General features: G+C 64.9%; 32 protein-coding genes. 15 read left to right on the top strand and 17 right to left on the bottom strand.

What is annotated here, in order from left to right; genetic code table 11:
- Nucleotides 1-115: 115 nt before the first annotated feature.
- From IEW81_RS10655 to IEW81_RS10665, 3 genes are read right to left on the bottom strand one after another with little or no spacing between them, the layout of a single operon-like run.
- Entirely contained in the window at nt 116-1168 is a 1053-nt protein-coding gene (locus tag IEW81_RS10655) for an ABC transporter permease (protein WP_097061352.1), read from the bottom strand.
- On the bottom strand, nt 1165-2109 hold the full coding sequence (locus tag IEW81_RS10660) for an ABC transporter ATP-binding protein (protein ID WP_097061351.1): 945 nt from the start codon (nt 2107-2109) through the stop codon (nt 1165-1167). Before IEW81_RS10660 ends, IEW81_RS10655 begins: the two co-directional genes overlap by 4 nt.
- A gap of 60 nt (nt 2110-2169) precedes the next feature.
- Nucleotides 2170-2787, bottom strand: coding sequence for a DUF1294 domain-containing protein (locus tag IEW81_RS10665; protein WP_097061350.1), 618 nt, complete (start codon nt 2785-2787; stop codon nt 2170-2172).
- Between the two features lie 178 nt (nt 2788-2965).
- On the opposite strand from IEW81_RS10665, the gene IEW81_RS10670 reads away from it, so the two are divergent.
- From IEW81_RS10670 to IEW81_RS10685, 4 genes are all read left to right on the top strand, one after another.
- Nucleotides 2966-3202: a zinc-binding dehydrogenase gene (locus IEW81_RS10670; RefSeq protein ID WP_097061349.1), complete on the top strand. Its 237-nt coding sequence runs from the start codon at nt 2966-2968 to the stop codon at nt 3200-3202.
- Between the two features lie 10 nt (nt 3203-3212).
- Nucleotides 3213-3392, top strand: coding sequence for a DUF1905 domain-containing protein (locus tag IEW81_RS14780; protein ID WP_097061348.1), 180 nt, complete (start codon nt 3213-3215; stop codon nt 3390-3392).
- Between the two features lie 78 nt (nt 3393-3470).
- Entirely contained in the window at nt 3471-4070 is a 600-nt protein-coding gene (locus IEW81_RS10680) for an RNA polymerase sigma factor (protein WP_179691883.1), read from the top strand.
- A gap of 1 nt (nt 4071) precedes the next feature.
- Nucleotides 4072-4845, top strand: coding sequence for a hypothetical protein (locus tag IEW81_RS10685; protein ID WP_097061346.1), 774 nt, complete (start codon nt 4072-4074; stop codon nt 4843-4845).
- A 15-nt stretch (nt 4846-4860) separates the two neighbouring features.
- Here the strand turns inward: IEW81_RS10685 and IEW81_RS10690 are convergent, their stop codons facing one another.
- The 4 genes from IEW81_RS10690 to IEW81_RS10705 form a co-directional block, all read right to left on the bottom strand.
- The gene (locus IEW81_RS10690; RefSeq protein ID WP_097061345.1) at nt 4861-6246 is read right to left on the bottom strand and encodes a pyridoxal phosphate-dependent decarboxylase family protein; all 1386 of its coding nucleotides are present in this window, start codon (nt 6244-6246) and stop codon (nt 4861-4863) included.
- A gap of 54 nt (nt 6247-6300) precedes the next feature.
- Complete coding sequence (locus tag IEW81_RS10695) at nt 6301-6513, bottom strand: hypervirulence associated TUDOR domain-containing protein (RefSeq protein ID WP_097061491.1); 213 nt, start codon at nt 6511-6513, stop codon at nt 6301-6303.
- A gap of 72 nt (nt 6514-6585) precedes the next feature.
- Nucleotides 6586-7509: an SDR family oxidoreductase gene (locus tag IEW81_RS10700; protein ID WP_097061344.1), complete on the bottom strand. Its 924-nt coding sequence runs from the start codon at nt 7507-7509 to the stop codon at nt 6586-6588.
- A 105-nt stretch (nt 7510-7614) separates the two neighbouring features.
- Nucleotides 7615-7794: a PspC domain-containing protein gene (locus tag IEW81_RS10705; RefSeq protein ID WP_097061343.1), complete on the bottom strand. Its 180-nt coding sequence runs from the start codon at nt 7792-7794 to the stop codon at nt 7615-7617.
- A 53-nt stretch (nt 7795-7847) separates the two neighbouring features.
- Between IEW81_RS10705 and IEW81_RS10710 the strand changes: the two genes are divergently transcribed.
- The 3 genes from IEW81_RS10710 to IEW81_RS10720 all read left to right on the top strand — a co-directional run bounded on the left by IEW81_RS10710 (nt 7848) and on the right by IEW81_RS10720 (nt 9312).
- Nucleotides 7848-8180 (top strand): hypothetical protein, encoded by a 333-nt coding sequence (locus IEW81_RS10710; protein ID WP_097061342.1) that lies wholly within the window; start codon nt 7848-7850, stop codon nt 8178-8180.
- Between the two features lie 28 nt (nt 8181-8208).
- The gene (locus tag IEW81_RS10715) at nt 8209-8496 is read left to right on the top strand and encodes a hypothetical protein (protein ID WP_097061341.1); all 288 of its coding nucleotides are present in this window, start codon (nt 8209-8211) and stop codon (nt 8494-8496) included.
- A gap of 81 nt (nt 8497-8577) precedes the next feature.
- Nucleotides 8578-9312 (top strand): YidC/Oxa1 family membrane protein insertase, encoded by a 735-nt coding sequence (locus IEW81_RS10720; protein ID WP_097061340.1) that lies wholly within the window; start codon nt 8578-8580, stop codon nt 9310-9312.
- A gap of 20 nt (nt 9313-9332) precedes the next feature.
- Here IEW81_RS10720 and IEW81_RS10725 read toward each other — a convergent pair whose 3' ends face one another.
- Entirely contained in the window at nt 9333-10199 is an 867-nt protein-coding gene (locus IEW81_RS10725) for an NYN domain-containing protein (protein ID WP_097061339.1), read from the bottom strand.
- 102 nt (nt 10200-10301) lie between these two features.
- Here IEW81_RS10725 and IEW81_RS10730 point away from each other — a divergent pair, with 102 nt between their 5' ends.
- Entirely contained in the window at nt 10302-10964 is a 663-nt protein-coding gene (locus IEW81_RS10730) for an SDR family NAD(P)-dependent oxidoreductase (RefSeq protein WP_097061338.1), read from the top strand.
- Here the strand turns inward: IEW81_RS10730 and IEW81_RS10735 are convergent.
- Nucleotides 10948-12081, bottom strand: coding sequence for an AI-2E family transporter (locus IEW81_RS10735; RefSeq protein ID WP_229671360.1), 1134 nt, complete (start codon nt 12079-12081; stop codon nt 10948-10950). The two genes, IEW81_RS10730 and IEW81_RS10735, sit on opposite strands and share 17 nt — an antisense overlap.
- Before the next feature lie 9 nt (nt 12082-12090).
- A complete protein-coding gene (locus IEW81_RS10740; protein WP_097061337.1) occupies nt 12091-12906 on the bottom strand; it encodes an alpha/beta fold hydrolase in 816 nt (271 codons plus the stop codon).
- A gap of 198 nt (nt 12907-13104) precedes the next feature.
- On the opposite strand from IEW81_RS10740, the gene IEW81_RS10745 reads away from it, so the two are divergent.
- Nucleotides 13105-14796 (top strand): long-chain-fatty-acid--CoA ligase, encoded by a 1692-nt coding sequence (locus tag IEW81_RS10745; protein ID WP_097061335.1) that lies wholly within the window; start codon nt 13105-13107, stop codon nt 14794-14796.
- Nucleotides 14797-14816: 20 nt separating this feature from the next.
- Here IEW81_RS10745 and IEW81_RS10750 read toward each other — a convergent pair whose 3' ends face one another.
- The 4 genes from IEW81_RS10750 to IEW81_RS10765 form a co-directional block, all read right to left on the bottom strand.
- On the bottom strand, nt 14817-15332 hold the full coding sequence (locus IEW81_RS10750; RefSeq protein WP_097061334.1) for a DUF427 domain-containing protein: 516 nt from the start codon (nt 15330-15332) through the stop codon (nt 14817-14819).
- Nucleotides 15302-16624 carry an acyltransferase family protein gene (locus tag IEW81_RS10755; RefSeq protein ID WP_097061333.1) on the bottom strand — a complete coding sequence of 441 codons (1323 nt, stop codon included), beginning with the start codon at nt 16622-16624 and terminating at the stop codon, nt 15302-15304. The genes IEW81_RS10750 and IEW81_RS10755 overlap by 31 nt, the downstream gene beginning before the upstream one ends.
- A gap of 22 nt (nt 16625-16646) precedes the next feature.
- A complete protein-coding gene (locus IEW81_RS10760; RefSeq protein ID WP_143544711.1) occupies nt 16647-17087 on the bottom strand; it encodes a hypothetical protein in 441 nt (146 codons plus the stop codon).
- 64 nt (nt 17088-17151) lie between these two features.
- Nucleotides 17152-17919 (bottom strand): alpha/beta hydrolase, encoded by a 768-nt coding sequence (locus IEW81_RS10765; protein WP_097061331.1) that lies wholly within the window; start codon nt 17917-17919, stop codon nt 17152-17154.
- Between the two features lie 280 nt (nt 17920-18199).
- Between IEW81_RS10765 and IEW81_RS10770 the strand changes: the two genes are divergently transcribed.
- The gene (locus IEW81_RS10770; RefSeq protein ID WP_097061489.1) at nt 18200-18688 is read left to right on the top strand and encodes an SRPBCC family protein; all 489 of its coding nucleotides are present in this window, start codon (nt 18200-18202) and stop codon (nt 18686-18688) included.
- Nucleotides 18689-18706: 18 nt separating this feature from the next.
- Here the strand turns inward: IEW81_RS10770 and IEW81_RS10775 are convergent, their stop codons facing one another.
- Both IEW81_RS10775 and IEW81_RS10780 read right to left on the bottom strand, forming a co-directional pair.
- Nucleotides 18707-19189 (bottom strand): pyridoxamine 5'-phosphate oxidase family protein, encoded by a 483-nt coding sequence (locus IEW81_RS10775; RefSeq protein ID WP_097061330.1) that lies wholly within the window; start codon nt 19187-19189, stop codon nt 18707-18709.
- Nucleotides 19190-19266: 77 nt separating this feature from the next.
- A complete protein-coding gene (locus IEW81_RS10780; RefSeq protein ID WP_097061329.1) occupies nt 19267-19761 on the bottom strand; it encodes an FBP domain-containing protein in 495 nt (164 codons plus the stop codon).
- 334 nt (nt 19762-20095) lie between these two features.
- Between IEW81_RS10780 and IEW81_RS10785 the strand changes: the two genes are divergently transcribed.
- Together IEW81_RS10785 and IEW81_RS10790 are read left to right on the top strand one after the other, a co-directional pair.
- Nucleotides 20096-20476, top strand: coding sequence for a VOC family protein (locus IEW81_RS10785; RefSeq protein WP_097061328.1), 381 nt, complete (start codon nt 20096-20098; stop codon nt 20474-20476).
- 45 nt (nt 20477-20521) lie between these two features.
- Nucleotides 20522-21997 carry a DUF7059 domain-containing protein gene (locus IEW81_RS10790; protein WP_097061327.1) on the top strand — a complete coding sequence of 492 codons (1476 nt, stop codon included), beginning with the start codon at nt 20522-20524 and terminating at the stop codon, nt 21995-21997.
- Nucleotides 21998-22081: 84 nt separating this feature from the next.
- Here IEW81_RS10790 and IEW81_RS10795 read toward each other — a convergent pair whose 3' ends face one another.
- On the bottom strand, nt 22082-22639 hold the full coding sequence (locus IEW81_RS10795) for a TIGR03086 family metal-binding protein (RefSeq protein ID WP_097061326.1): 558 nt from the start codon (nt 22637-22639) through the stop codon (nt 22082-22084).
- Between the two features lie 133 nt (nt 22640-22772).
- On the opposite strand from IEW81_RS10795, the gene IEW81_RS10800 reads away from it, so the two are divergent.
- The 3 genes from IEW81_RS10800 to IEW81_RS10810 all read left to right on the top strand — a co-directional run bounded on the left by IEW81_RS10800 (nt 22773) and on the right by IEW81_RS10810 (nt 24660).
- Complete coding sequence (locus IEW81_RS10800; protein WP_143544710.1) at nt 22773-23180, top strand: VanZ family protein; 408 nt, start codon at nt 22773-22775, stop codon at nt 23178-23180.
- A gap of 162 nt (nt 23181-23342) precedes the next feature.
- Nucleotides 23343-24029 carry a M23 family metallopeptidase gene (locus IEW81_RS10805; RefSeq protein ID WP_097061324.1) on the top strand — a complete coding sequence of 229 codons (687 nt, stop codon included), beginning with the start codon at nt 23343-23345 and terminating at the stop codon, nt 24027-24029.
- Between the two features lie 76 nt (nt 24030-24105).
- The gene (locus IEW81_RS10810; protein ID WP_097061488.1) at nt 24106-24660 is read left to right on the top strand and encodes a hypothetical protein; all 555 of its coding nucleotides are present in this window, start codon (nt 24106-24108) and stop codon (nt 24658-24660) included.
- Nucleotides 24661-24705: the final 45 nt, after the last annotated feature.

Consider the following 24705-nt stretch of genomic DNA (forward strand, 5'->3'; position numbering starts at 1 on the left):
ACCAACCAGCCAGCCAACCAGCCAGCCAGCCAGCCAACCAACCCAGCCAACGTTGATGAGTCCCGGTGCTGGAGCACCACCGCGAAGTCGCGCGCGCCAGCGGGTTAGCCCGGCGTCAGGCGATGCGGCTGCCCCGGCTGAGCCGCGACGCGGGAGTTCTCGTGCGTGCCCACGCCCCGGTGAGGGCACCAGCGGCCAGCAGCAGGTGGATGACGAGCCCCACGAACCAGCCGGGCGTGGTGGTGTCGATCACTTCCCTGGCTGTCGGTGAGGATTCGGGCGGACCATCCGCGCACTCGTCATACTCGACTTCGGTCTCAGGTGTGATCTGCGCCGAACGAATCCCGAACTTCACCTGCCCGAAAAGGTCGGTCGGGTAGCCGTTGCTGTCATAGGTCGACGGCACCGCGTCGGCGAGTACCACGTAGGGGTTGGCCGCGAGCACGCCCCAGAAAAGGTCGAACCGTGGGGTCGGATATCTGGTGGTCTGGCGCGGAGAACAGGAGATGGCCTCGCCAGAGTCGTTATAACTCACGCCGTAGCTCGAAGTGTTCGTGACCTCGCTCTGCACGGCCAGGCCGCCGAGCGTGAAGGCGATGAGCGTCCCGATGCTGAGGGCGGCCACCGCAAGATAGCTGAGCACCACCGAGAACAGCGGTCGAGAGACGAGCCCGGACAGCCCGACACCGATTGCCGCCACCACTCCTAGCTCGACCGCGAGAATGAGAAGCGACACCGCGATGGCGCCACCGCCCAGTCGACCGACTATCGAAGCGTAAATCAGGAACGGCACAGCGGCGGCGAGGAAGGCGAGCGCGGTGACCCAGGCCGCGAGGAACTTACCGATGATGAGTTCCCAGGTGGTGATCAGGGTGACCTGGGTGGTGGCGAGGGTTCCGGCATCCCGATCGCCATTGATGGCGTTGCCGCTGAGGGCCGGCGCCACCAGGGTTCCGAGTAAGAGGACGAAATAGATGATGGTGGAGTAGACCCCGGCTCCACCGGAATTGTCTACCTCGAAGCCTCGCAGGGCGACAGAGAGCACGATTGTGACGATGGCGATGAGGCCGATGAAGACACCGATGAGCACGTACCAACTGACGGTGCGCACGCGCTGTCTGAGCTCAAGAGTGAGGATGACCCAAACTCCGGTGAAAAACGCACTCATGTCAGGTCTCCGCTGCTGCTGAGGTCGAGGAAGGTGTGTTCTAGGTCACCGACCGCTGGCGCGAACGCGCTGATCACGACCCCGGAACGGATGAGTGACACCAGGAGTGTCGCCGCGGCATCCTCACCACTGAGCGGAACGAGCAGGTCTTTGCGGTCTGTCGTGATCTCGGCATCCGTGATTCCTACCGAGATGAGGCTGGCACGCAGGGCCTCGATATTCGATGACCGGATCCGCCAGGGGCGCGCGCTCGCACGGCTGCGCGCGACGACGTCAGCGGATGCCGTCACCCCGCCATCGATGTAGACGACCCCGTCGGCCATCTCGTCGAGTTCGGCGAGCACATGGCTCGAGACCAGGATCGTCTTGCCCTCTGCGGCCAGCCGACGCACGAGAACCCGCAGGTGAGTGCGAGCTCCAGGGTCGAGTCCGGATGCCGGCTCATCGAGCAGCAGTACTTCCGGGTTGTGCACGAGGGCTCGCGCCAGGCTCAGTCGCTGCTTCTGCCCGCGCGACAGCACCCGGGTGGGGCTCGAGGCGAGTTCGGCAAGGTCGACGATACTGACGAGTTCGCCTGCGCGGGCCGACGCCGCGGGGAGGTCCATCCCGTACATTCTCGCGGTGTATTCGAGGGTGCTCCGTACGCTCAGGTTGGCCCACGAGCCGAGCACATCGGGCATCCAGCCCATGCGCGAGCGCACCTCCGCCGTGGCATCCATGGGGTCGAATCCTGCGATCCGGATGCTGCCACCTTCCGGCTGCAGCAGTGACGCCAGCATGAGCATGAGCGTCGTCTTGCCCGAGCCGTTGGGGCCGATCAGGCCGGTCACGGTGCCGGGCATGGCGGTGAAGCTCGCGTCCCTGACCGCGTGGACGCTGCCGAATGACCTGCGGACGTGGTCGACGACAATGCCGCCAGACACTAGTTGAGCAACCGTCATGGCGCCGAGCTTAGTGGAGCGTGGCGGCTTCACGGGAGCCAGGTTCCGCACGCCCGTCGCTCACGCCCGGCTGATGAATTCCCGGATGCCCGGGGTGGCAATGATCGCGAAAACCAGCAGATTGAGCGCCACCGATCCCCAGAACGCCCGGCGGAAGCTTGCCTTCCTGGTCTTATGGCGAAAAAGTTGCTGCGCGATGATCGCCCCCGGCCAGCCGCCGATAAAACCCATCACGAGCAGTGTGGCTTCGGAGACTCGCCACCGGCCCGATCGGGCGCGCAGCTTGTCGACTCCGTATGCGATGAAGGTCACCGCGCTCATCACCGCATAGACAGTGATCATTCCGATGTGTAGTGCAGCGACGGAGTTCGAGAGGATGATCGCGCCGACGAACAGCGCGACGACGACGAACCCGAGCACGGCACCGCGGCCAGCGGGTCTGGGTGTGCTCGGCCTGACCAGCCCGGTTCCTCGGACATCCAGCGCCTGGATGCGACCGTTGCGGCCGGGACCGAGTCGGAATTCGAGCGGGTCGCCCACCTGGGGTCGCCCGTTGATGGAGGCGAAGGCCCGAATGTGCACGAATACGTTTCGTGACCCGTTCGCCGGTCGGATGAACCCGAATCCCCTGTCGTCGTTCCACGAGATGAGTGTTCCGTCGAGTCGCGCGCCAGGCATGCGCCGATACTAGGCGGGCCGGGCTATCGACCGGTTCGTCACCACGCCGAAACGCTGACGTCCAGCCATTCGCCGAGCGCCACGGTCCCGGCCCGCACCATCGTGTCGTCTTGCGCCACGCTGGGGAGCAACCCGTGCACCGCGTTGACCGTGAGCCTGTCGCGCTCGCAGTTTGGGCTTGCGACTCGGGCTCGCGATCTGGGGTCGCCTTCTCGGCCGGGTGACCGGCAGACGGTTCCGGATGCTGTGGCTGAAAGTCAATCGCAGCACCTCCGCCGTCGCGACTCTCGCCGAAGTCGGCGTGCTGAAGCCCTACATCGACTGCGTGCTGCCGCTCACAGAGACCACGTTCGCGATGAAACGATTCGGAGCCGCCCAGCACCGAGGCAAGATCGTGATCGGCGTGGCCGAGTGACGATCTCCACATGCACCTTCACCACTGCGCCGGTGAGACGGGGTCAATAGGCGGGAGCGCCGAGCACCCTTCGATCTTCCCGGACCCGAGAGTGGGCGCCATTGTTCTTTCGATCGGGAAGGCGGTGCGCAGTGCCAAGGGTATCGACGTCGGCAGTCACCTCGAGGTGACGGTCGAAACTGTGGAGTAGGTGAGCCATCATCATGACCTCCTTTCTGGGGTGATCGCATCTCTGGTGGTGATAGGCCGTGCCCCATATCGTCAGATTGTGGTGAATCCTGGGGACACGCGCACCGATGGAGTGACGTTCGACCTTGTGCTCGCCGCTGCGCAATCGGGTGCAGCGTGGGCAAGCGCGACGTTGTGGCGCGAGTATGCGCCCAGCGTCGTCGGGTTCGCTCGCGGCCGCGGAGCCAGGGATCCTGATGATCTTGCCAGCGACGTGTTCCTCGCTGTCTTCGACACGTTGTCGACGTTCACCGGAACCGAGTCTGAGTTCCGGTCGTACCTGTTCTCCATCGCCTACCGCCGAGTTGTGGATGAGATGCGCCAGCGCTCTCGACGAGGCGAACCTGCGCAATGGCTGCCTGAAAACGACCTGCGATCTGAACCGAGCGCAGAGGATGCCGCCGACCTCAGATCATCCGACGAGTCTGTTCTCGCTCTCTTCGACTTCCTGCCGGTGGACCAGCGCAACGTCATGGTGCTGCGGATCGTGTCGGACCTCACCATCGAACAGATTGCCGACGTGCTCGGTAAGAAGACGGGTGCCGTCAAGTCGCTGCAGAAGCGGGCAATCGACTCACTCCGGAAAAAAATTTTCGCGAAGCCGTACCCTTTTCGACCCCTCGAACGATTACCCGTGTGAGATGAAAACCACAACGAAACCCGGTAGCGACGCTTGCGAGCTCGCTCACGGTCGCCTGCCTGCACGCCCTGATCTGGACTCGCTGGCTGACCTGCTCACGGCATATCGCAGCGCGGCAATCGGGCCTGCGCCACAACCGTCAGCAGCTCTCAGTGCACGAGCGGACCTGACCGCGACTCCTCTTGCCATGCAAAGCAACGTCATCGCGAGCGGAATACCCACCAACGGCGCAACCGGTCGGGCAGTCAGGGGGCTGTTCGGTCTGGGCGTCACTGTGGCGATTGTCTTGGGTGCAGCGGGGGCTGCAGCCGCAGCGAGCATGGGAACAGCCGGGCTGCTTCCCCCGGGAGCACAGGATGTGTTCGATCAGGTCGTCTCCGACAGTGAACCGCTAAGGGCAGTGGGCGTCGAGGCGACCGATCAGGGGGAAGCGCCCGGCGTACCTGCCGTCATCACTTCCACGCCCGTGCCCACTGGTGACGCTCCTGCCAGGGGGTTAAGCGACGACGAGGGCGAAGACGCCGACTCACGTCACGAGAGCGGCACGGGTAATTCGGGCCATAACAACGGCATCGGCAGCTCGGGTGAAGACAACGGGTTCGGAAATTCCGGCAAGCACAACGGGACCCCGAGCGACGACGATTCCGATGAGAGCGAGGAAGATTCCAAGGGGAGCGACCTCGACTCCGATGAGAGCACCGGGAAGTCGCACGCGAAGAACGGCGGCTCCGGCGAGAACAACAGTGGCGGGAATTCGAGCAAGGACGACGACTAGCCCACCCTGCTCAACTCAGGGTGCCGCTGCTTGGCGCATCGCGCGCTGCACGGCCTGCACCGAGGTCGCCACATCCGCAGCATCCGTCGACCAGTTGCTGACCGAGATCCGCAGGACATCGCGGCCGGACCATCGTGAGCCAGACATCCACACCTCACCGTCTGCGATGAGTGCCTGGGTGACGGTCCGGGTGCGCTCATCGCTGCCGAATGACAGGCAGACCTGTGTGAAGACGACGTCATTCAGGATTTCGATGCTCTCGATCTGCCCGAGAGCGTCGGCCAGCTCTCGCGCTCGAGCGGCCAACCCCTCGACGAGTTCAATCACGCCTGAACGGCCGAGTGATCTCAGCGCGGCCCACACCGGAATCCCGCGTCCGCGTCGCGACAGCTCGGGAACCAGCTCGAAAGGGTCTGGTGGGCCGTCAGCCCGCTGGATCAGGTAGCTCGTGTGGGCGCCGAAAGCGGTGCGGGCAGCGGTCGGATCTGCGACGATCGCGACTCCGCAGTCGTAGGGCACGTTGAGGGTCTTGTGGGCATCCGTCGCCCAGGAGTCGGCGTCGTCGAGACCGTCGAGCTCCGTTGCCCAGCGGGGGCTCGCTGCTGCCCATAGCCCGAACGCGCCATCCACATGCACCCAGGCGCTGTTCTCGTGGGCAATCTCGATGCAATCGCGCATCGGATCGAAAGCACCCGAGTGCAGGTTGCCCGCCTGGAGTGCGACCATCACTGGCCCGTCGGTCTCGGCCAGGGCGAGAGCGAGCGAGTCCGGGCGCAGTCGACCCTGCGCATCTGATTCCACCAGTTGCGGCATCCCGAGCCCCAGGTAGCGCAGCGCGAGCTCCACCGAGGCGTGCACCTCGGCGCCGGCGAGCACTGTCACCTTCGGCGCACCCTGCAGTCCGCGGGTATTGAGATCCCAGCCGACCCTGTGCAGCACATCGCCGCGGCCTGCAGCGAGTCCCACCATGTTCGCCATCGTGCCACCGGTGGTGAACCCCACAGCGGCGGCTGCTGGAAGGTGCAGGGCCTCAAGGAGCCAGGATCCTGCGGTCTCCTCGATCGCGGCAGCGGCGGGCGTCGCGTACCGCAGCCCGGCGTTCTGATCCCAGGCGCTGACAAGCCAGTCAGCGGCAAGCGCGGCTGGCAGCGTGCCGCCCATCACCCAACCGAAGAACTTCCCCGAAGGAATCGCCATCAGGCCCGGTTCGGCCTTCCGAGCCAGTTCATCGACCACCGCAGCAGCACTCGTGGGACCATCCGGCAGGGGACCGGCGAAATCCAGTTCATCTGCGGTCAGGGTGGGGCGCACCGGACGACCGGGCACGGAGTCGAGCCAGTCGAGGGCATGCCGGTGCGAACGGCCTAGCGCATCGCGATACTCTTCAGGGTCGAACGACATGCCCCACGGTAGACCCGCGATGCGGCGAGTGGCAATGCATGATCTCTCGGGGCGCTAATCCTTCAGCTTGCGCAGCGCACTCCACTTATGGGCGGCCTTCGCATCGGTCTTCTCGGACTGCACGATGAATGCTGGCTCAGCGGATGACGCGGTGAACTTCTGGTTGGCGAACTCGAAGTCCTTCACCTTCCGCTCGAGGATCCTGCCGTGAGTACGGCCCTGTGACGTGTCCCAGCTGACGCGGTCTCCTACAGATAGATCTGACATCACCTCACGGTACGGGTTCGGGCGCACCCAGGCGAGGGCTTGACAGGTGGGGTCGGCTCCGTCCCATGAGGACTAGCCGGCGGTAATACCGGTGAGTTCCTCAGACACCGTCCAGAGCCGAGCCGAGTCGGCGGTGTCCCGTGCGCGACGCGGCACATGGGCCGTAGTGGCCGCACCCCGGATCTCGAGGAATCCGTTCGGACCGTAGTAACCGCCCGGTGCGATGCCAGGGCTTGTTGCGGCGTAGAGGGAGGGCAGGATGCCCTGTGCGAGGGGCTGTAGGAATCGACCGTTCGCCCAGGCACTGATGCCGGTGAGCGCGCGACCCTGCCGAGGGCCCGCCACCTGCAGGTTTGTGGCGGTTCCGCCGGGATGCGCGGCGGTGCTCGTGATTCCCCAGCCCGCAGCGTCGCTGCGCAACTGCAACTCCCGCGCGAACATGAGGTTGGCGAGCTTCGAGAGCCCATATGCCCCGAACGGTACATAGCGCTTCACAGACTGCAGGTCATTCCAGTCGATTCGCCCTGCACGCGCCGCCAGGCTGCTCGTGCTCGTAACCCGGGGCTTCTCGGCGGAACGTAAAGCGGGCAGGAGTTGTGCGGTGAGGGCAAATGGGCCGAGGTGGTTGCTACCGAACTGCAGCTCGAATCCGTCGGCGGTCGTCATTCGTTTCGGTGGCGCCATCACTCCCGCGTTGTTGATCAGGATGTCGACGGGTCGGCCGTCGGAGGCGATGGTCGTGGCGAACGCTGCGATGCTGTCGAGCGAGGCCAGGTCCAGCACGCGGACGTCGAGCTTCGCGCCCGGCAGCTCGCTGCGCACATGTTCTGCGGCCGCTGTTCCTTTCTCCACCGAGCGAACCGCGAGAATCACCTCGGCGCCAGCGCGCGCAAGCCTGCCGGTCAGTCCGAAACCGAGACCGCTGTTGGCGCCGGTGATGATCGCGAGCCGGCCGGTCAGGTCGGGGACGCTATCGGCGAAGGATGCTGCTGCCATGCTGGCTCCGATCGTGGAATGTCGTTACCCCCATCCAAGCACCCGCGCGATCACCCATGCCATTCAGTAGGGGAACTGCGCATGGCGTGCGCGCGGGTCAGGTCCTCAGTAGTCGTCTGACGGGATGACGATCCACAGCACCACATAGACGGAGACGTTCAGTCCGCCGAACAGTACGGCCAACAGGGTGATCACTCGCACCGTGTAGGCGGTGATGTCGAACCGGCGTGCCACCCCTGCGCAGACGCCCGCGATGACCCGGCCATCTCTCGGTCTGCCCTGCACGCCCCAGCGTCGCACACTCCACCGCGTCTGGGGTACGGCAATACAGTAGGGGTATGGGTGATCTCGTAGTCGAAGTGCACGTTCCGTTGACCAAATCCACCGAGCTCGAGGAGGGCGAATACGCCTTCCCGTGGATCGACGACATCTCCGAGTTCGTGGCGAGCCTCGATGAGATGCCCAAATATGACGGCGCCACGATGCACGACGACCCCGAAGAGTGGGAGGGGCATTACCTGTTCTTCGTCAGCGGAGCATCGGAGGACGCGTTGCTGAGGGCAGCCAACGACATCAGCCAGATGAGCGGCGTTCCGGTCGGCACCTTCGCGATGGTGACCGATTCCGGCGCATCGACGTACGGTGAGGGAACCAGGGTCGAGCTCGGCTGAGCCGACGTCGGCGACTAGAGTCGGTCGCATGGTGCGCGTCGTGTATGAACGGTTGGCCACTCTGGCCACGGCCGTCATCGTCGCGCTCGTGGTCTCGCAGGGCGCACCTCCTGCCCTCGTCGTCGCAGGGGTGGCCGCCGTGCTCCTCGTGTCTGCCGTTCGCCGTGCGGCCATCGTGGTCGGCTCCCGTGAAGTGACCGTGGGGTCCAGGGCTCGCGCGCACAGGGAGGCCATGACCGGGATGCCCGCGCCGCGGCATCCGTCCACTGCCGGGTTGCCTCTCACCAGGGCACCGTCTGAGGGTCTCGCCGCGTAGCCAGCCACCGGGCCTCACCCAGGCTGGATTCTGCGTCGCCGCAAGACTCCTACCATCACCCTCCCTGGACAGGACTTTCTCATGGACCCGTTTTCTTTTGCCCCGCTCTGGCACATTCTCGATGCTGCATACCGGCTCGTCGAGAGCATCGCACAGCTTCTCGAACCGTTCATCGGCTCATGGAGTGCCGGCGTCGCCATCATCGCTCTCACTCTCCTGGTGCGCATCCTGCTCATCCCCGTAGGAATCTCACAGGTCAGGGCGGAGTGGTCTGGACGCCGGATCGCCCCGAAGCTGCGGACGCTGCAGCGCAAATACAAGAAGAACCCCGCGCTGCTGCAGAAGAAGACGATGGCGCTGTACCGGGCAGAGAATGTCAGCCCGATGGCGGGTTTCCTGCCGATGCTGCTGCAGGCGCCGGTGATCTCGATCGTCTACGCGCTCTTCATCCGCGGCACCATCGGCGGCCATGCCAACGCCCTGCTCGCGTCGACCATCGGTGGGGTGCCGCTGGGCGCATCCCTCGCTACGACCGGCGTCACCTGGCCGGGCATCTTCGTCTTCGTCGGGCTCATCGTCGTGATCGGCGCCGTCGCCTGGATGTCGCGTCTCATCGCCCGGCGACTGGCGATCCAGCCGGTGGATGCCCCGGCCATGGCCCGACTGAACGCGGTGCTGTCGTGGCTGCCGTTCATCACGCTCGTCGTGGCCGCGGTCGTACCGCTGGCGGCCGTGATCTACCTTGCCACGACGACCACGTGGACCCTGGTAGAGCGGGCCATCCTCCGCCGAAGGTACTGGGGTGCGGTGGCCTGACGCTGCTCGGTGCCGAAAGCTCAGGCCTTGTTCCGAAGGCGGATCTTCCTGTTGGTGGTGCCGCTGTCGAGCTCGACGATCTTCTCGAGGGCCTGCGCGAAATCGGTGAAGGTCTTGAACCCGAGAGCGCGCTCCTGGAACGTGGGGTCGAGGCGCAGCATCTGGCTCTTCACTCCAGCGCTGGACTGCCACTCCTCGTCGGTTTTCTCCTGGCCGAGCTGCAGTGCGCGTACGAGGAGGTCGGCGGCAATATCGTTCTCGCTTCGAGGCTTCGACGACCTGCGGGTCTTGATCTGTGAAAGCTCGACCGACGTCACGGGCGCGGGAATCGTCACGCCGGGGAGGGCGTCGTAGTCCTTGAACTCATTGCACGCATAGGCCAGGGCTTTGCTCGTGGAACCGGCAACCCCGATACCGACCACGTAGCGGTTCAACTGCTTGCTGCGCTGCGCGAGCGCGATGTAGTCAGAGTCGCCGGCGACGATCACCACGTGGGTGAGGTGCGGCAGCCTGAACAGGTCTTCTGCGACATCGAGCGCCAGCCTGATATCTGCACCGTTCTTGCCAGAGGCGACGGTGGGGAACAGCTGGATCAGGTCCACCGCGCGCTCGATCAGCTGGCGGCTGTAGTCGGCGTTGACTGCAACCGACCAGTCGGCGTATGCGCGGCTGACGGCGATGGTGCCGAACGACGATGCGTAATCGAGAACGGCACCGAGATCGACCTTGGCCTCCTCGAGCAGCTTCGCGGTCGCTGGGTCTTTAGGGTCGAGATCCTTGACCTTCTGCACCCGGTTTCCCCGGCCGTGCAGTTGGTTGTACCGGGAGATGACGATGTTGTCGAAGTCGATATAGACGGCAACGCGGGTGTCTGTCGGTTCGGCCATCCGGACAGTCTTGCGTGCCTTTCCTCGGATCGCAATCTGCGGGCTGAGGCCGCCAGCCTGACAGCCTTCACAGCGGGCAGCTTCCTCGTCTAGAGTCGGATCATGACAGATCTAAATGGCGCGGTCGTCCTGGTTGTCGGTGCGACTGGCGGGCTTGGCTCCCGCATATCAGACCAGCTCGAGCAGGCTGGCGCTACCGTGCTCCGCTCGGGCCGCTCGACCGCATCGCTCGCGGCCGACCTGCGCACCGACGGCGCTGCCGAGTCGCTCATCGAGGCCGCGGCGGCCGCGCACGGCAGGCTCGATGGCCTCGTCATCGCTGCCGGGGTGGTCGCCTTCGGGCCGGCTACCGAGGTGTCGGATGCCACACTTCGTGAGCTGTTCGACACCAATGCCCTCGCCCCCGTGCGACTGGTGCGCGCCGCGGCACCCCACCTGTCGGCGGCTGCTCAGTCCGGCGGTGATCCTTTCGTGGTGACGTTCAGCGGAATCGTATCCGAGACTCCTACCGCCGGGCTCGCGGCCTACTCTGCGTCGAAGGCGGCCCTTGCTGCGTTCATGCAGGCATCGTCCCGCGAACTGCGGCGCGCATCCATCCGCCTCATCGATGCCAGGCCGGGTCATATCGAAACCGCGCTGTCATTGCACCCCTTGCAGGGCACAGCCCCCGCATTCCCTCCGGGCCTCGCACCGGAAGTAGTTGCCGCGCGAATCGTGAAGGCGATCGTCGACGGAGAGAAAGACCTGCCTAGCGGCGCTTTCTAGGGGCCGGTGCTGCGGTCGAGTATTCGGCCTCAGCCTCTGGTCGGTTCCAGACCTTGATGATTGCCCACGCCACGGCCGCGATCGGCACAGACAACACGGCACCGACAATGCCACCGACGATCGTGCCCGCCGTCAGCGCAAGCAGGATGACCAGTGGATGCAGCTTGAGAGACTGGGCCATCACAACGGGCTGCAGGAAATTTCCTTCAAGCTGGTTCACAGCGACGACGATGATTACGACGATCAGGGCAGTGAATGGCCCGCTGGCCACGAGAGCGATCAGCGCCGCAAGGGCTCCGGCCACGGTGGCACCGACGATCGGTATGAACGAGAAGAGAAAGACGATGACGGCCAGCGGCAGTGCAAGTGGGACCTGGAGTATCGCGAGTCCGATCCCGATGGCAGAGGCATCCACGAATGCGATCACGGCGGTACCGCGCACGTAGCCACCCAGGGTCCGCACAGCCGTGCGGCCGATGTGGCGACCGCGCGCCAGCTGGTGCCCGGAGAACGGCCTCAGGAAGAACTCCCAGATGACGTTGCCGTCTTTGAGGAAGAAGAACAGGATCACCACCATGAGCACGGTGCCCGCGATGAACTCTCCTGCGACAGACACGCCTGCTACCGCGCCAGAGCCGAACTGCGCGCTCGTGATGAAGTCGACGATCCCGTCGCGTGCCGAGTCGATCTGCGCCTGATCGATCGGGATCGGGCCATCCTCGATGAAGGTCTGGATGGTGTCGATGCCCTTGGTCGCCGACACGGCGAGCTCATCCCATTGGTTCTGGACCGCCACGACGATGAGGGTGATGATGCCGCCGAACACCGCGATCGCCGCGACCAGGGTGATCCAGGTCGCGAGGATCGCCGACACCCCGCGCGTGCGCATCGCCCTCTGCACGGGGCTCGCCGCCGAGGCGAGGATCAGGGCGATCAACAGCGGGATCACCACCAGCTTCAGCTGGACGAGTGCGAACACGGCTGCAATCACGAGCAGAACGATGACGATGATCTGGCCGCTGCGGAGGCTGGCGGCGCCCAGGCGATCCGTCATCATGCTGCGGAGGGTGGGTTGAGTCTCTGGCGCCACCGGGGCTGGAGTCTTTTTCGTGAACACCCCACCACTCTATTCAGGTGAGGAGTCTGCCCCGGAAGCCTTGACAGGCGCACCCGTCAGGAACGCGATCGCCGCAGCGCGGAACTCGCGGGAAAGGGGAGCATTGAAGTGGTTGCGGCCGGGTATCTCGAAGAAGGTGCCGTGAGGTGAGGCCGCACACAGTGCCCGCGACTTCTCGATGATTCGATCGTCGCTGCCGGTAGCGAAGAGCAGCGGCTGGCGCGGCGCGTTGGCGACGGTCGGTTGCTCCCCGTTGCGCATGCCCTCGACGAGCGAGATCAGGGCAGACAGGTCGTTGTTCGGGATGCCAGCGGCCATGGTCAGGTACGTTGCCGTGAGCCGGTCATCGGGAAGCCCGCCACCGCCGATGAACCGTCGAGCCTGCTCGAGCTCGAAGCGGGTCAGCGGGTCACCGTCCGGGATTCCGCCGAGCACGGCCATGGAGATGCGTTCAGGGTATTCGCGGGCAGCCTTCCAGCCGACCCTCGCGCCGAGGGAGTAGCCCACGTACTGCACCTCGTCGAGCAGGAATGTGTCGAGCACCGTGAGCACGTCATCAGCCAGGATCTGGATCGTGTAGCTGGCGGGGTGGTGGGGCTTGTCACTCGCGCCGTGACCGCGCTGGTCGATGGCGATGACGTGTTTACCGGCGCGCACCAGGTCGCGCACCCAGCCGGTGAGGTTCCAGTTGCCCAGGGCGCTCGATGCAAAGCCGTGCACCATGACGACAGTGGATGCATCCGGGTCGCCGAATTCGTAGGTGGCCACGGCGACGCCATCCGCCGTCATCACGCGTCGGGGCTCGGGAGCTGTGGAGTTAGGCATCCCGCCATTCTCGCAGCGCTGGCGTGGACGCCGGGCCCAGCCCGCTGCTGCGGTCATGGTGTCCCGTGGTGGTGAACTCGTCGTTCGCGGCAAAACTGCGGAATTGCCGGCCGACATTCGTCATGTTGGCAGGCGAAGATACCGTCGGCTCCGAATCACGGTGGTACCCAGACATGATCATGGGGCAGAATGCGACTGATGACTGCTTTCTCTTCACAGCCCTGGCTCGCCTCGTACGCCGACGGGGTTCCCGCCACCATCGACCCGCCGACGCAAACGCTGGTCGAGATGCTCGACGTGTCCGTCCGCCGGCACCGTCGTCGGGTCGCGCTGGAGTTCTTTGGAGCGGAGACGACCTACGCAGAGCTCGGCGACCAGGTTGCGAGGGCCGCCAACGCGTTGCGCAAGCTCGGCGTTCGTCGCGGAGACCGCGTCGCGCTCGTGCTGCCGAACTGTCCGCAACACGTCGTGGCGTTCTACGCCATCCTGCGTATCGGTGCCATCGCGATCGAACACAATCCGCTGTACACCGAGCGCGAGCTTCGCCACCAGTTCGAAGATCACGGCGCGAAGGTGGCGATCGTGTGGGACAAGGTTGCCGGCACCGTGGTCGGTTTTCCTCGGGATGTCGGTGTGCAGACTGTCGTCTCCGTCGATGTCACCCGCGCCATGCCGCTGCGCATCAGGGTTGCCCTTCGGCTGCCGGTGAAGAAGGCACGGGATTCCCGCACAGCGCTCACCGTCGGTCGCGCGGTCGCGGGTGCCGTCGCATGGAGCACTCTCACCGACGCGTCTCGCATCAACCGCAGGGTCGCGGGCCCCGAGCTCGGCGACATCGCCGTGCTGCAGTACACGAGCGGAACCACGGGGTCACCGAAAGGCGCGATCCTGACCCATTCGAACCTGCGGGCGAACGCGTCGCAGGGTGAAGCGTGGGTTCCCGGACTCCGCCCCGGAATGGAGGTCTTCTACGGGGTGCTTCCGATGTTCCACGCCTACGGGCTGACCCTCTGCCTGACCTTCGCTATGAGCATGGGCGCCAGGCTCGTGCTGTTCCCGAAGTTCGACGAGAATCTCGTGCTTGACGCTATGCGCACGACGCCGGCCACGTTCCTGCCGGCCGTTCCACCGATCTACGATCGGCTGGTGACGGCCGCGACAGCGAAGGGCGTCAGCCTCCGTGGCATCCGGTTCGCCATTTCTGGCGCGATGAACCTACCGATCGACACCGTGACCCGGTGGGAGACGACCACAGGCGGACTCCTCGTCGAGGGTTACGGCATGACCGAGACGTCGCCGGTGGCCCTCGGAAACCCGATCGGCCCATCACGTCGGCCGGGCACCGTTGGTGTGCCGTTTCCGAGCACAGACATCAGGGTCATCGACCCCGCAGATCCGACCGTCGACAGGGGGATCGACGAAGAGGGCGAGCTGCTCATCCGCGGCCCGCAAGTGTTCAGCGGATACTGGAATCGTCCGAGCGAGACGGCGGAGGCGCTTCTCCCCGGCGGCTGGTTGCGCACCGGCGACATCGTGAGGGTGTCTGCCGATGGATTCGTCACGATCGTGGACCGTATCAAGGAGCTGATCATCACCGGCGGCTTCAACGTGGCACCGAGCGAGGTCGAATCGGTGCTGCTGTCGCATCCCTCGGTCGCCGATGCCGCGGTCGTCGGCCTGCCGAGCCTCTCTGGAGGCGAGGATGTCATTGCGGTGGTCGTGCTTGCTCCCGGCACGACCCTGGAGCTCGATGACTTCCGAGCCTGGGCGAAGTCACACCTGGCTTCATACAAGGTGCCGCGGCGCATCGAAGTGGTCGACGAGCTGCCTCGCAATATCGTCGGGAAGGTGCTGAGGCGGGTCGTGCGCACGAACCTCCTCGACGGCTGAATTTCGGGAGGTACCCTGCCCTACCAGCCGGTGGTGCCCGCGCCGCCCTTGAACGGGCCGACCACCCTGCTCGTGATCCAGCCGCCGTAGAAGTCGCCTTCCTGGGCCTGGACTGTCTCCCCGGCGACCACACACGAGTCCATGGCTGAGGGGTATACGGCAACCTTGTCGGCGAGGGACTCGAAACCTTTCGCCGGTGTCGGGTAGTACCACGCGGCTCGCTCTGCCGTGGCATCCGGCGACACCACCGAGAGGTATTTCGCTGCACCCTTGAATTCGCAGAAACTGCTGCCGGCAGCGAGGATGAGGCTGCCGTCGACGAAAGCCGAGCGGGGCAGGTAGTAGACGGGTGGATGACTCGTCTCGAGCACGCGCACCGAATCGGTCGTGTCGGCGATCACCCGACCGCCGAGCGTGACGACGATTCGCTCCGAACTGGGTTCGACGCGGGGCGGCCGAGGATAATCCCAGACCGACTCCTGCCCGGGGGCAGGTTCAATGCGGCTCAGTCCAGGGCGGTTGCGTGAGTTCTCCATCGTCCGAGCATAAGCACCGAAACTGCGAGGAGCATGCTTCCCACGATGGCCAGGGTGAGGTTCATGAAGAACTCGAGCACAAGGAACGACGGAATGAATGACAGTACGGCAGCAAGGGCGACGATGCCGCCCGGGGGAGTCGCTGTGATCTCGCGGGGAGCCTCCCACCGGCCGACCAGGAACGACAGCGCGAAGACGGCCAGCAGCACGACGATGTAGAGCACCGGCCGTGACCACCACCAGGCCGCGCTTCCGGGCGTGGGCGCTGCCCCGGGGATGAGCAGCGATGCGCCGGTGATGATCAGGAGGATGGGCAGGTGCCACAGGTAGACGGTCATGAGCCGTGAGCCGACGATCGAGACGACGGCTCGGGCGGCATGGGTATTCATCAGCAGGGCGAGTGCCGGACGAAGCAGGCGCAGCACGCAGGCCTGCGCGACGGCGAGCGCGATCAGGGGAACCGTGGGCGGGTTCAGGTTGGTGAGCATGTCGAATGGATACGACCCGCTGAAGGTCAGGGGCAGCAGAGCCGCGTAGGAGGCAGCAGCGATGAGCACGAGGTGCCATCGCCGGCGGGTGGCGAACCAGCCGTCGGCATACCAGAATCCGAGTTGCTGGGCGAACAACCACACGAAGAACAGGTTGGCGAGACCGATCTCGTCGATTCCTGTCGCCAGTCGAAGAGAATCGACGATAACGGCTCCGAGCAGAAGCGACGCGAGTGTACGCCGCGGTGCTCGGGTATGGAGTCCCACCATGGTGGGAACCATCGACTGGCATAGCGTGTAGGCGGCCAGGAACCAGAGCGGTGACGCTGCGCCCTGCACAGCGAGGCTGAGAAGTTCGGGTGCTATTGCGGCGATGGTCGCGGCACCGATGACGACGGCATAGAAGAGGTAGAGCGGCAGCGCAGGCTGCGCGAGCCTCAACACCCTGTTCCGCACGTAGTCGGCGGGCGTGCCTCCGCGGCGCACCGTGCTGCGCCAGGCGGTGATCGACGCGAATCCACCTACGACGAAGAACAGTGGCATGATCTGGCCAGCCCAGGTGACACCGGCGAACCAGGGCTGGGTTCCCAGCGGGCTCTCGCTCGGACTCTGGGCCACGAGCCGCCCGTCTGCGTCAAACCCGACCCCCACCATCATGAGGTGGATCGCCACCACGAGCAGCACGCAGAAGACCCGAGCGATGTCGAGGGTCAGGTCTCGCCGGGAGAGGTCGATCGACGACCTCCGTGATTCGACCGTCGATGGCGAACGTGTCGTGTTGGTCTTCGGGGCGACGTTGGTCATGGCGACACTCCAGGAGAGATCGTCATGTCCAGATGTTCGGCGCGGCCGGATACGCCCGCAGGTCGCCGAAGTCGATGCCTCCGCCGAATCGCGGTCGCTTATACGGCAGGAACACGAGCAGGGCAGCCCCCTCGCGATGTTCGATCCGCACCTCGACGGCATCCGTCTTCATCTCACTCAGCCGAGTGTTGACGGTGAGCGCCGCACAGCGGATCGTGGAGACGATGGAGCGAAGCTGGTTTGTCGTCGCATCCGCTATCCGGTCGGATTCCGGATGCTTCCCGAGGCCCGAGAGATCGACATCGGCGGCGAGCAGGCGGCCGTCGAGATCGGTGACCAGCGCGAATGGATCGAATTCGCTTGACTCGGCGAGGTGCTGTTGAGCGACGCGGATGGCGGCGTCGAGTGTGCTGTCGACGTCCGACTGCGCTGACGCGCTCAGAACGACCCTCGGCGATAGCATGAGCACACCATATCCAGTCCACCGGGCCAATCGCTGGCGCCACTACGGGTGGCATTCGCAACGGTCAGCGCACGTTCCTGCCGACCACCGACTGCAGCAGCTCGGTGATCGCGTCGCGCTCCTGGTCGCTGGTGAGAGTCGCCGTGCCGTCGCCGGGCTGTGTGCCGTAGTCGCCGAATCCGGCGTGGTTGAGGCCGTCGACCTGCACGAGGTTGGCCTGCCCCGGCAGCAGGTGCGAGGCGTCCCTGATCTTTCCGGGCGTGCTGAGGCCGTCTTCGCTCCCACCGATCGAGAGCACGTCGAGGTTCGAGTCAGAGAGGTTGTTGGCGCAATAACTTCCGAACAGCACGAGTCCCGCCACCTCAGCGCCGGCCCCGGGCGACTCCGCGAGCTGGCACGCACGCACCCCACCGAGCGAATGTCCGCCGACGAACCAGCGGGTCACGTCCGGTGCGTCAGCCTCGAAGAGTGAGAGTGGTCGCAGGTCGAAGAACGCGAGATTCAGCGTCGGTTTCGTGATGACGACGGTTACGCCGCTCGACTCGACGATGCCTGCCAGCTTGTAGAGGTAGGCATACGGGTCGACTTTGGCGCCGGGGATGAAGACCAGCCCGCTCCCGGATGCCTCACCCGTGGGCTCGAGAACGACCGAGTGCCCGGTAGAGGTGATGGTCACCGCCGGATTCGACCAGGCCTTCACCGCTGCCGTCCTGTCACCCATCATCACCATGCTCGAATAGAACAGGAATGCCACGACAAGCAGCACCACCACGACGACGGTCACGGCTAAAACTCGGCGCGCTCGGCGCAGGATGAGGTTCACACACGCCATTCTCCCCGTCTAGCCGTACCCGGTGTCGCCGGCGGGGCGACTGAACGCACAGACACTCTCTTTATTCTCGGCGGCAGCGGTGACCTCGCCGCCCGGCTGCTGCTTCCGGGCTCGTGGAGTCGCCTGGGGCCAGCGCTTGCCGCATGGCCGCAACGACACTGTTGTATCGGCGAGAACACCGCGGGATCAGACTGCCCTGGCACTGCCGCGCACTGCGCCTGAATGGGTCCCTATCGAAACTGTCATGCGCTACGAAGAGCAGTCAATCGAAAGGGTCCAGATGCCAGGCACGAGCGCAACGTCTGTCGCGGTGGCGATCGCCACCCCGAAACAGGCATACGAAATCTCGGGCCCTCTCGACCCGGCGAAGTTCTATCCCCGGTCGGGGCTGCTGCCTGCAGTCGTCGCTGTCCACGACCAGAGCGGAACCTGGGACACCGTCGGGCGAACCCGCAAACTCATGCTGTCTGATGGCGGCCACGTTATCGAGACGATCACGGACACTGACTCTCCCACCTACTTCGCGTATGAGCTCAGCGACTTCCAGAAGCTGTTCGGGTCGCTCGTCTCCGGCGCCAGGGCGGAGTGGCGATTCGAACGTGTAGAGACGGGCACACAGATCAGCTGGACCTACACATTTTTCGGCAAACCCGGCAGGAATTGGATCGCGGCTTTGATCGTCAGGCTGCTGTGGGCTCCGTACATGAGGAGGGTGCTGCCACCCATCGCCCGTGAAGTGTCGCGGCAGGCAACCGGGACAACCGCGTAAAGCGCGGCGGGCTTTGCTTTAGAGCTGGATGGTGCGGTTCTCTCCGACATTCGGTGTCGATCGGGTGATGATCCCCTTCACGACCTCGAACGCTCGCGCGATTGCGGGCTTGTCGATGTCCCAATACTCGATGCTGGTGGCGTCCACCTGAAGGAGTGCGACGGTCGGGTCTGCCCGGCCGTCTTCGAACCACGACCCCGCGAAGGGGTTCCAGAACTCGTCGATCCGAGCCTGGTCGCGGCTCACCGTCGCGATGCCAGCCAGCGAGACGGTGTTCTGACCATCGATATAGGTGACGTTGACGTGCTCGTCGAACGCGATGTCGGCGGTTTTCGGGCTGGGTTCCTGTGTGAAGAACCAGACGGTTCCCTCGAACTCATGGCCCAGCACGGCGAGTGGGCGGCTCACCAGGTCGCCGGTCGACGTGCGAGTGGTGACTGACGCGAATCTCGTGCTCTTGATGATGTCGTTGATCGTCTTCAGGTCGTCGTCGTGTGTCATATCTCCACCCTGCAACCTCGGTCACACGGGCAACAGGGGTTGACCAACGCGAAGGTCGGGGCTACCGCTGGCTGGGGTCAGGCCGAGTTCATCACGCTGGCGGTGAAGGCCTGCATGCGGGAGATGAGCCCGGCGGTGCGTGTTGCGAGTACCTGGTCGGGCGATGGTTGCATGGGATGCGCCGGCGGCAGGATCCTGATGAGGTGGGAACATGCCAGGTCGTCGCAGAGATACGTGCCGATCGTGTTGCCGTCACGACCAGCCTGCCCTGACCGGGGCGCTGAGAACAGGCTGATCTCGTCGGAGCGGCGGGTGATCCGGCACAGCGAGCACATTGCTGCGATGCCCGGCTGGAGCGAGAATTCGGATGAGCGCAGCAGAATCCCGACAGGCCTCTCGTCGACCCAGTGCACCAGATATGCGCGCTGGTGAGCCTGTTGGTCGCGCCACCCCAGATATTCGCGGTCGGCCCAGATCACGTCATGCAGCCCCGGCATCGGAACTCGTTCGGCCTCACCCCGGGTGGCGTTGACGAAACTCGCACGGATGTCGGCGGGGGTAAGCGGTTTCACATATCCACCCTACCTAGGCGGCACCGATCATCATGAGTCGGTGAATCGGGCATCGATGAGCGACAGGGCGAATCCGTGCACTGCCGACGACGCGAGAAATTCTGCCTGTGTGCTTCGCTCCGGCGGCATCGCGCCGGAGAGTACGGGCCCGCTCCAGACTCGCCAGCCCTATCCCGGCGGTGGGCAGCACCTGCCCGAGGTCCCCGTGGTGATAGTTCGGTCGACCGTAGGTCGCGGTAGGGATGGCGGGCCTCTCCTGTAGACGCTTGCCCGACCCTATGCCAGTGTTTATGGCGTAAAGATATTCGCCAGGCGCGTGGCAGGGAGAAGTATCGTGTTCGCAGACTCACCGGCTTTCAGTGGCTTTTCGGTCGACGACATCGACAAAGCCAGGATCTTCTATCGCGACACCCTCGGGCTGGATGTCAGCGACAACTCCATGGGGTTCCTCAACATTCACCTGCCGACCGGTGCCGTGATTCTCATCTATCCCAAGCCCGACCATGTCCCGGCGACCTTCACGATCCTCAACTTCCCCGTCACGGACATCGACGCTGCAGTGGACGACCTGAACGCGCGAGGAGTGGTGACGAAGATCTACAACGGGTTCACAGACGAACGCGGAATCTCCCGCCCACCGGATCCGCAGTTCGGTCCGCCGATCTGCTGGTTCAGGGATCCGGCCGGAAACGTGCTGGCGGTACTCGTCGACTGATCGACTGACCGGTGGTGCTGCTCCCGACGGTGGTTGAATGGACGGATGACAGCACTGGCCGATCTCGCGGCGGATCTCTCGAGTGCGAACTTCACCGTCGACGCTCTGGCCGATCTGTGGGGGCAGGATGCCTCGGCAGCCCTGCACCGCGGCCAGCGGGTGCCCGCCCTCCGGCGCATCACGTCGACCACGCCGCTCTCCACGCTGGCTCGGGTGTTCGTGCTCGGCCTTGCTGCCGACCCGGTCGACGTGGACGCAGCACTCCCGACGCTCGGGCTGGCCGGAGCGGTCGAGCTCGGTCTCGTAACCGTGGAGGGTGCCCCTCGACTCGACCTGCGCCCGTACTCCTTTGCCGATGGTCGCGGCCTGGTCAGCTGGTGGATCGCGTCAGACCTCGGAGAGCTCGCCCTCGGCACCCCGATTCCCGAGAATCATGTGCTCGGCGTAGGTGGGGCATCCACCACTCTCAGTGGCCTGATGATCTCAGAGCCCGTCGATCTCGCTCTCGATCTCGGCACAGGTTGCGGAATCCAGGCCCTCCATGCCGCCCGTCACGCCACCCGGGTGATCGCTACGGATATCTCGGTGCGAGCGCTCGAACTCGCGGCCTTCAATGCCGAGCTCAACGGCATCACGAACATCGAGCTGCGTCTCGGCAGCCTGTTCGACCCGGTGCTTGGCGAGAGATTCGGTCACGTCGTATCGAACCCGCCATTCGTGATCACTCCGCGTGGCCAGGACGGCGTGCCCGCCTACGAATACCGGGATGGCGGGATGATCGGGGATGGGATCGTGGCATCCGTGATCAAGGATGTCGAGTCGCGGCTCATCCCCGGCGGAATCGCCCAGTTGCTTGGCAACTGGGAGTACGGCGCTGCCGATGGGCTCGCACGGGTCGAGCAGTGGGTGCGATTCACCGGTCTCGATGCCTGGGTGATCGAACGCGAACGGCAAACGGTCGAGCGATACGCGGAGACCTGGATCCGCGATGGAGGAACGCTTCCCGGCCCGGAATTCGACCGGCTGTACGGCGCCTGGCTCGACGACTTCGAGTCGAGAGGAGTCACCGAGGTCGGCTTCGGTTACGTCACGCTTCGCAGGCCGCTATCGGGAGGGCCGACCTGTCGACGGTTCGAACGACTCGAGGCGCCGCTCGCCGATTCCCTGGGCACGCATATCGCCGCGCTATTCGCCGCCGCAGACTGGCTTCATTCGGTGGATGACGCGGCCTTCGCCCGCGCCAGCCTTACTGTCGCACCCGACGTCACAGAGCAGCGGCACTACTGGCCGGGCGACGAGCATCCCACCGTGATGGACCTGCGGCAGGGCGCGGGTTTCTCACGCACCGTTCCGCTCGGAACCGCACTGGCCGCGGTGGTCGGCGCGTGCGATGGAACGCTATCCGTCGGCGCGATCTGTGCCGCGGTCGCGCAACTGCTCGAGGTCGACGAGGCAGAGCTGACGGCCGAACTCCTGCCTTCATTGCGCGAATTGGTGCTCACCGGCTTGCTGTCGAGATAGCGGAGGCTCCCAGCACCGTTCGTGTCAGCGCCGTTCACGTGAGCGCCGTTCGTGCGGGCGCTGTTCGTGTCAGCGCTGTTCGTGTCAGCGCGGGTCGCGGCCGGTGACGGCAAGAAGGCGCTGCTGGAGCGGCGCGTCATCCGGAACCGGCACAGGGGAGGCAAAAAGGCCGCTCGCTGCGAGGGTCTCTTTCTGCGGTTCGAAGACCGTCCAGACGGCCTCCACCAGACTGGCATCGATGGTCTCTTCGGCACCGATGGCACGCGACAGGTCCCAGGTGTGAATGGTCACGTCGGCGACCTGCTCGCGCAGGTACTCCTCCATCGTGACCGTGTCGTATGACAACTGCACCATGATGTCGGGCGATGTCGCCTCCCAGGCGGTGGTGGCCGCGAAGGAATACAACTGCCACTCGGCGCGCAGTTCATCCCTCAGTGGTTCCAGTTCTTTACGGGCCACCGCGATCGATGAACCTGCCAGCAGGTACGGAACCCACTGCTGCTCCTCGATGACGTGGCGCACGAGATCCCGCACAGTCCATTCGGTCGCAGGGGTGGAGGCATCCCAGTCGCTGATCTCCGCAAGCCGCTGGTCGAACTCCTGATGAGCTCGCCTCTGAAGTTCAAGCCAGTCCTGTGTCATAGTGCGTCTCCGGTATCGATTCGAGAGTAGCAACAGCAAAAGCCCGGGAACGATTCCCAGCGGTGCGAGTGCTCCCACCTGCCGCTCACGCTACTCACACCTTTCGCGAAGGACTCCGGGTGATACTGGAGCAATGAGTGCGAGAAGGATGATGTTGTTCAGCGTCACTCTCGTGTATCTCACGCTGCTCGTCTTCGCGACGTTCATGCCGGGTCCGGCACACGCACGTGACTCGTGGTACTGGCCGGTCATCGCGTTCGTGCCCGTCGGGGTGTTGCTTTTGCTGTTGCTCGGCCGGCGACTCTGGTGGGCTGCATTCGCGTTCAGCGTCCTGGCCGCTGTGTGGATCGAGGCAGCACAATCCGCATGGATGCCGGCGGGCTACGCGCGACTCAGTGATGTGGCTTGGTCGGCAGGCGGTGCCATCGTCGGAGTCGTCATCGCGTCGATGTTGACGGCCCCTCGGTCGCGATTGATGCGTGTACATGAATCACACAGGGTCGTCCGTCAGAGTGGTAGTAGGGAAATCCCCCAGGACTGAGTGAGCCCCGGCGCGATAGCACCGCCAAATTGAGAGCTCCCTTCGAGGCCGCACCGCACCGCCCAAGGTGCCGACTACCCCTCTTTCCGTGCCGTTTGCGCACGCGCCGTGCGTCTGCACGGGCTGTGCGTCTGCACGCGCCGATCTCGAAAGTACATTCGCTTGCTCCACGAATCCCGCACGCCCGCATCGGACGTGCCCCCGATCCATCCAGCCCGCCCGCACGGGATCCTTCGCGTCATCCGTTCGCGACACCGGGCCCTGATGCTTGCGGTCATCGCCGTGCTCGGGCTGCTCTCGAGCCTCCCATCGCTACCGCAGGAAGCGTTCGCATCCGCGGCCGACGGGGAGGCGGTGCGAGTGCAGGCGCTGACCACATCGCCTGCCACGAGACCGGCACCCCAGCGTGACGGTTTTGCGATCTCGACATTCTCGGTCGTCCAGTGGCCCGTGCTCGTGTCGACCCCGATCAGCAGCGGGTTCGGCTTGAGGGACTGTGACGGATGCTCGACCGACCACTCTGGCACCGATTTCAACCCAGGGTCCGGATTTCCCGTCCAGGCCATCTCGGCGGGTGTCGTGACCGAGGCTGGCTGGGATTCCACCGGCTACGGCAATAAGGTCATCGTTCAACATGTCGTCGACGGGCAGGTGGTGTCGAGTCTTTACGCCCATCTGCAGGAAAGGTCCCTTGCTGTCAGCGTCGGTGACGTCGTGCTGCGCGGGCAGCAGCTCGCGCTCGTCGGATCTACCGGCCAATCGACTGGCGCGCACTTGCACCTCAGCATCATCATCGACGATGTCATGATCGATCCGTATCCCTGGCTCGTCGCACACGTCAATTCGTAGTCTGATCCGATCGGGTTACCAGATTCAAACCGTACGCTGTATGCAGTGGGCGCCCGCCTGCGGCTGGGAGAACATCATGGGATTTTTTGACAGGCTTTTCGGCGCGCCCGACCAGGCGCCACCACCCCCAGCGCGACAGGGCGCGGCACCTCGCAGCGATGATGACATCGCGGTCGAGCGTTACCGATACCTGCTGCGCACAGCTCCGCCCGAGACCATTGAGCAGGTACATGCCGAGGCATTCGCCAAGCTGACGGATGAGCAGCGATCGAAGATCTTCGACGACCTGTCGCACAATGCTCCGGCGGGTGAAGCGCCCAGGGGAAAGGATGCCGCGTCCCTGGCCTCATCGGCGACGCGGTCTGAACTGCGCCAGCCCGGCACCATGGAACGATCGTTTCAGGGCCCGGGATTTGGCAGCATGGTGGGAAGCACCATTCTCGGTACGGTAGCCGGATACGTGATCGGGTCGGCACTTGTCTCGGCGTTCATGCCCGATCTCGGTGGCCAGGATGCGGCAGCAGACTCCGGGGCCGACACGGGTTCGGATTCCAGCGCTGACGCGAGCGCGGACGGCGGAGGCGACTTCGGCGGCGGAGGGGACTTCGGCGGAGGAGATTTCGGCTTCTGATCCGTGCCGGGGGGTCTGAACGCGCTCGCGTGCACCGTCGGCTAG

This window comes from Salinibacterium xinjiangense (assembly GCF_014645015.1).
GTDB lineage: Bacteria > Actinomycetota > Actinomycetes > Actinomycetales > Microbacteriaceae > Rhodoglobus > Rhodoglobus xinjiangensis.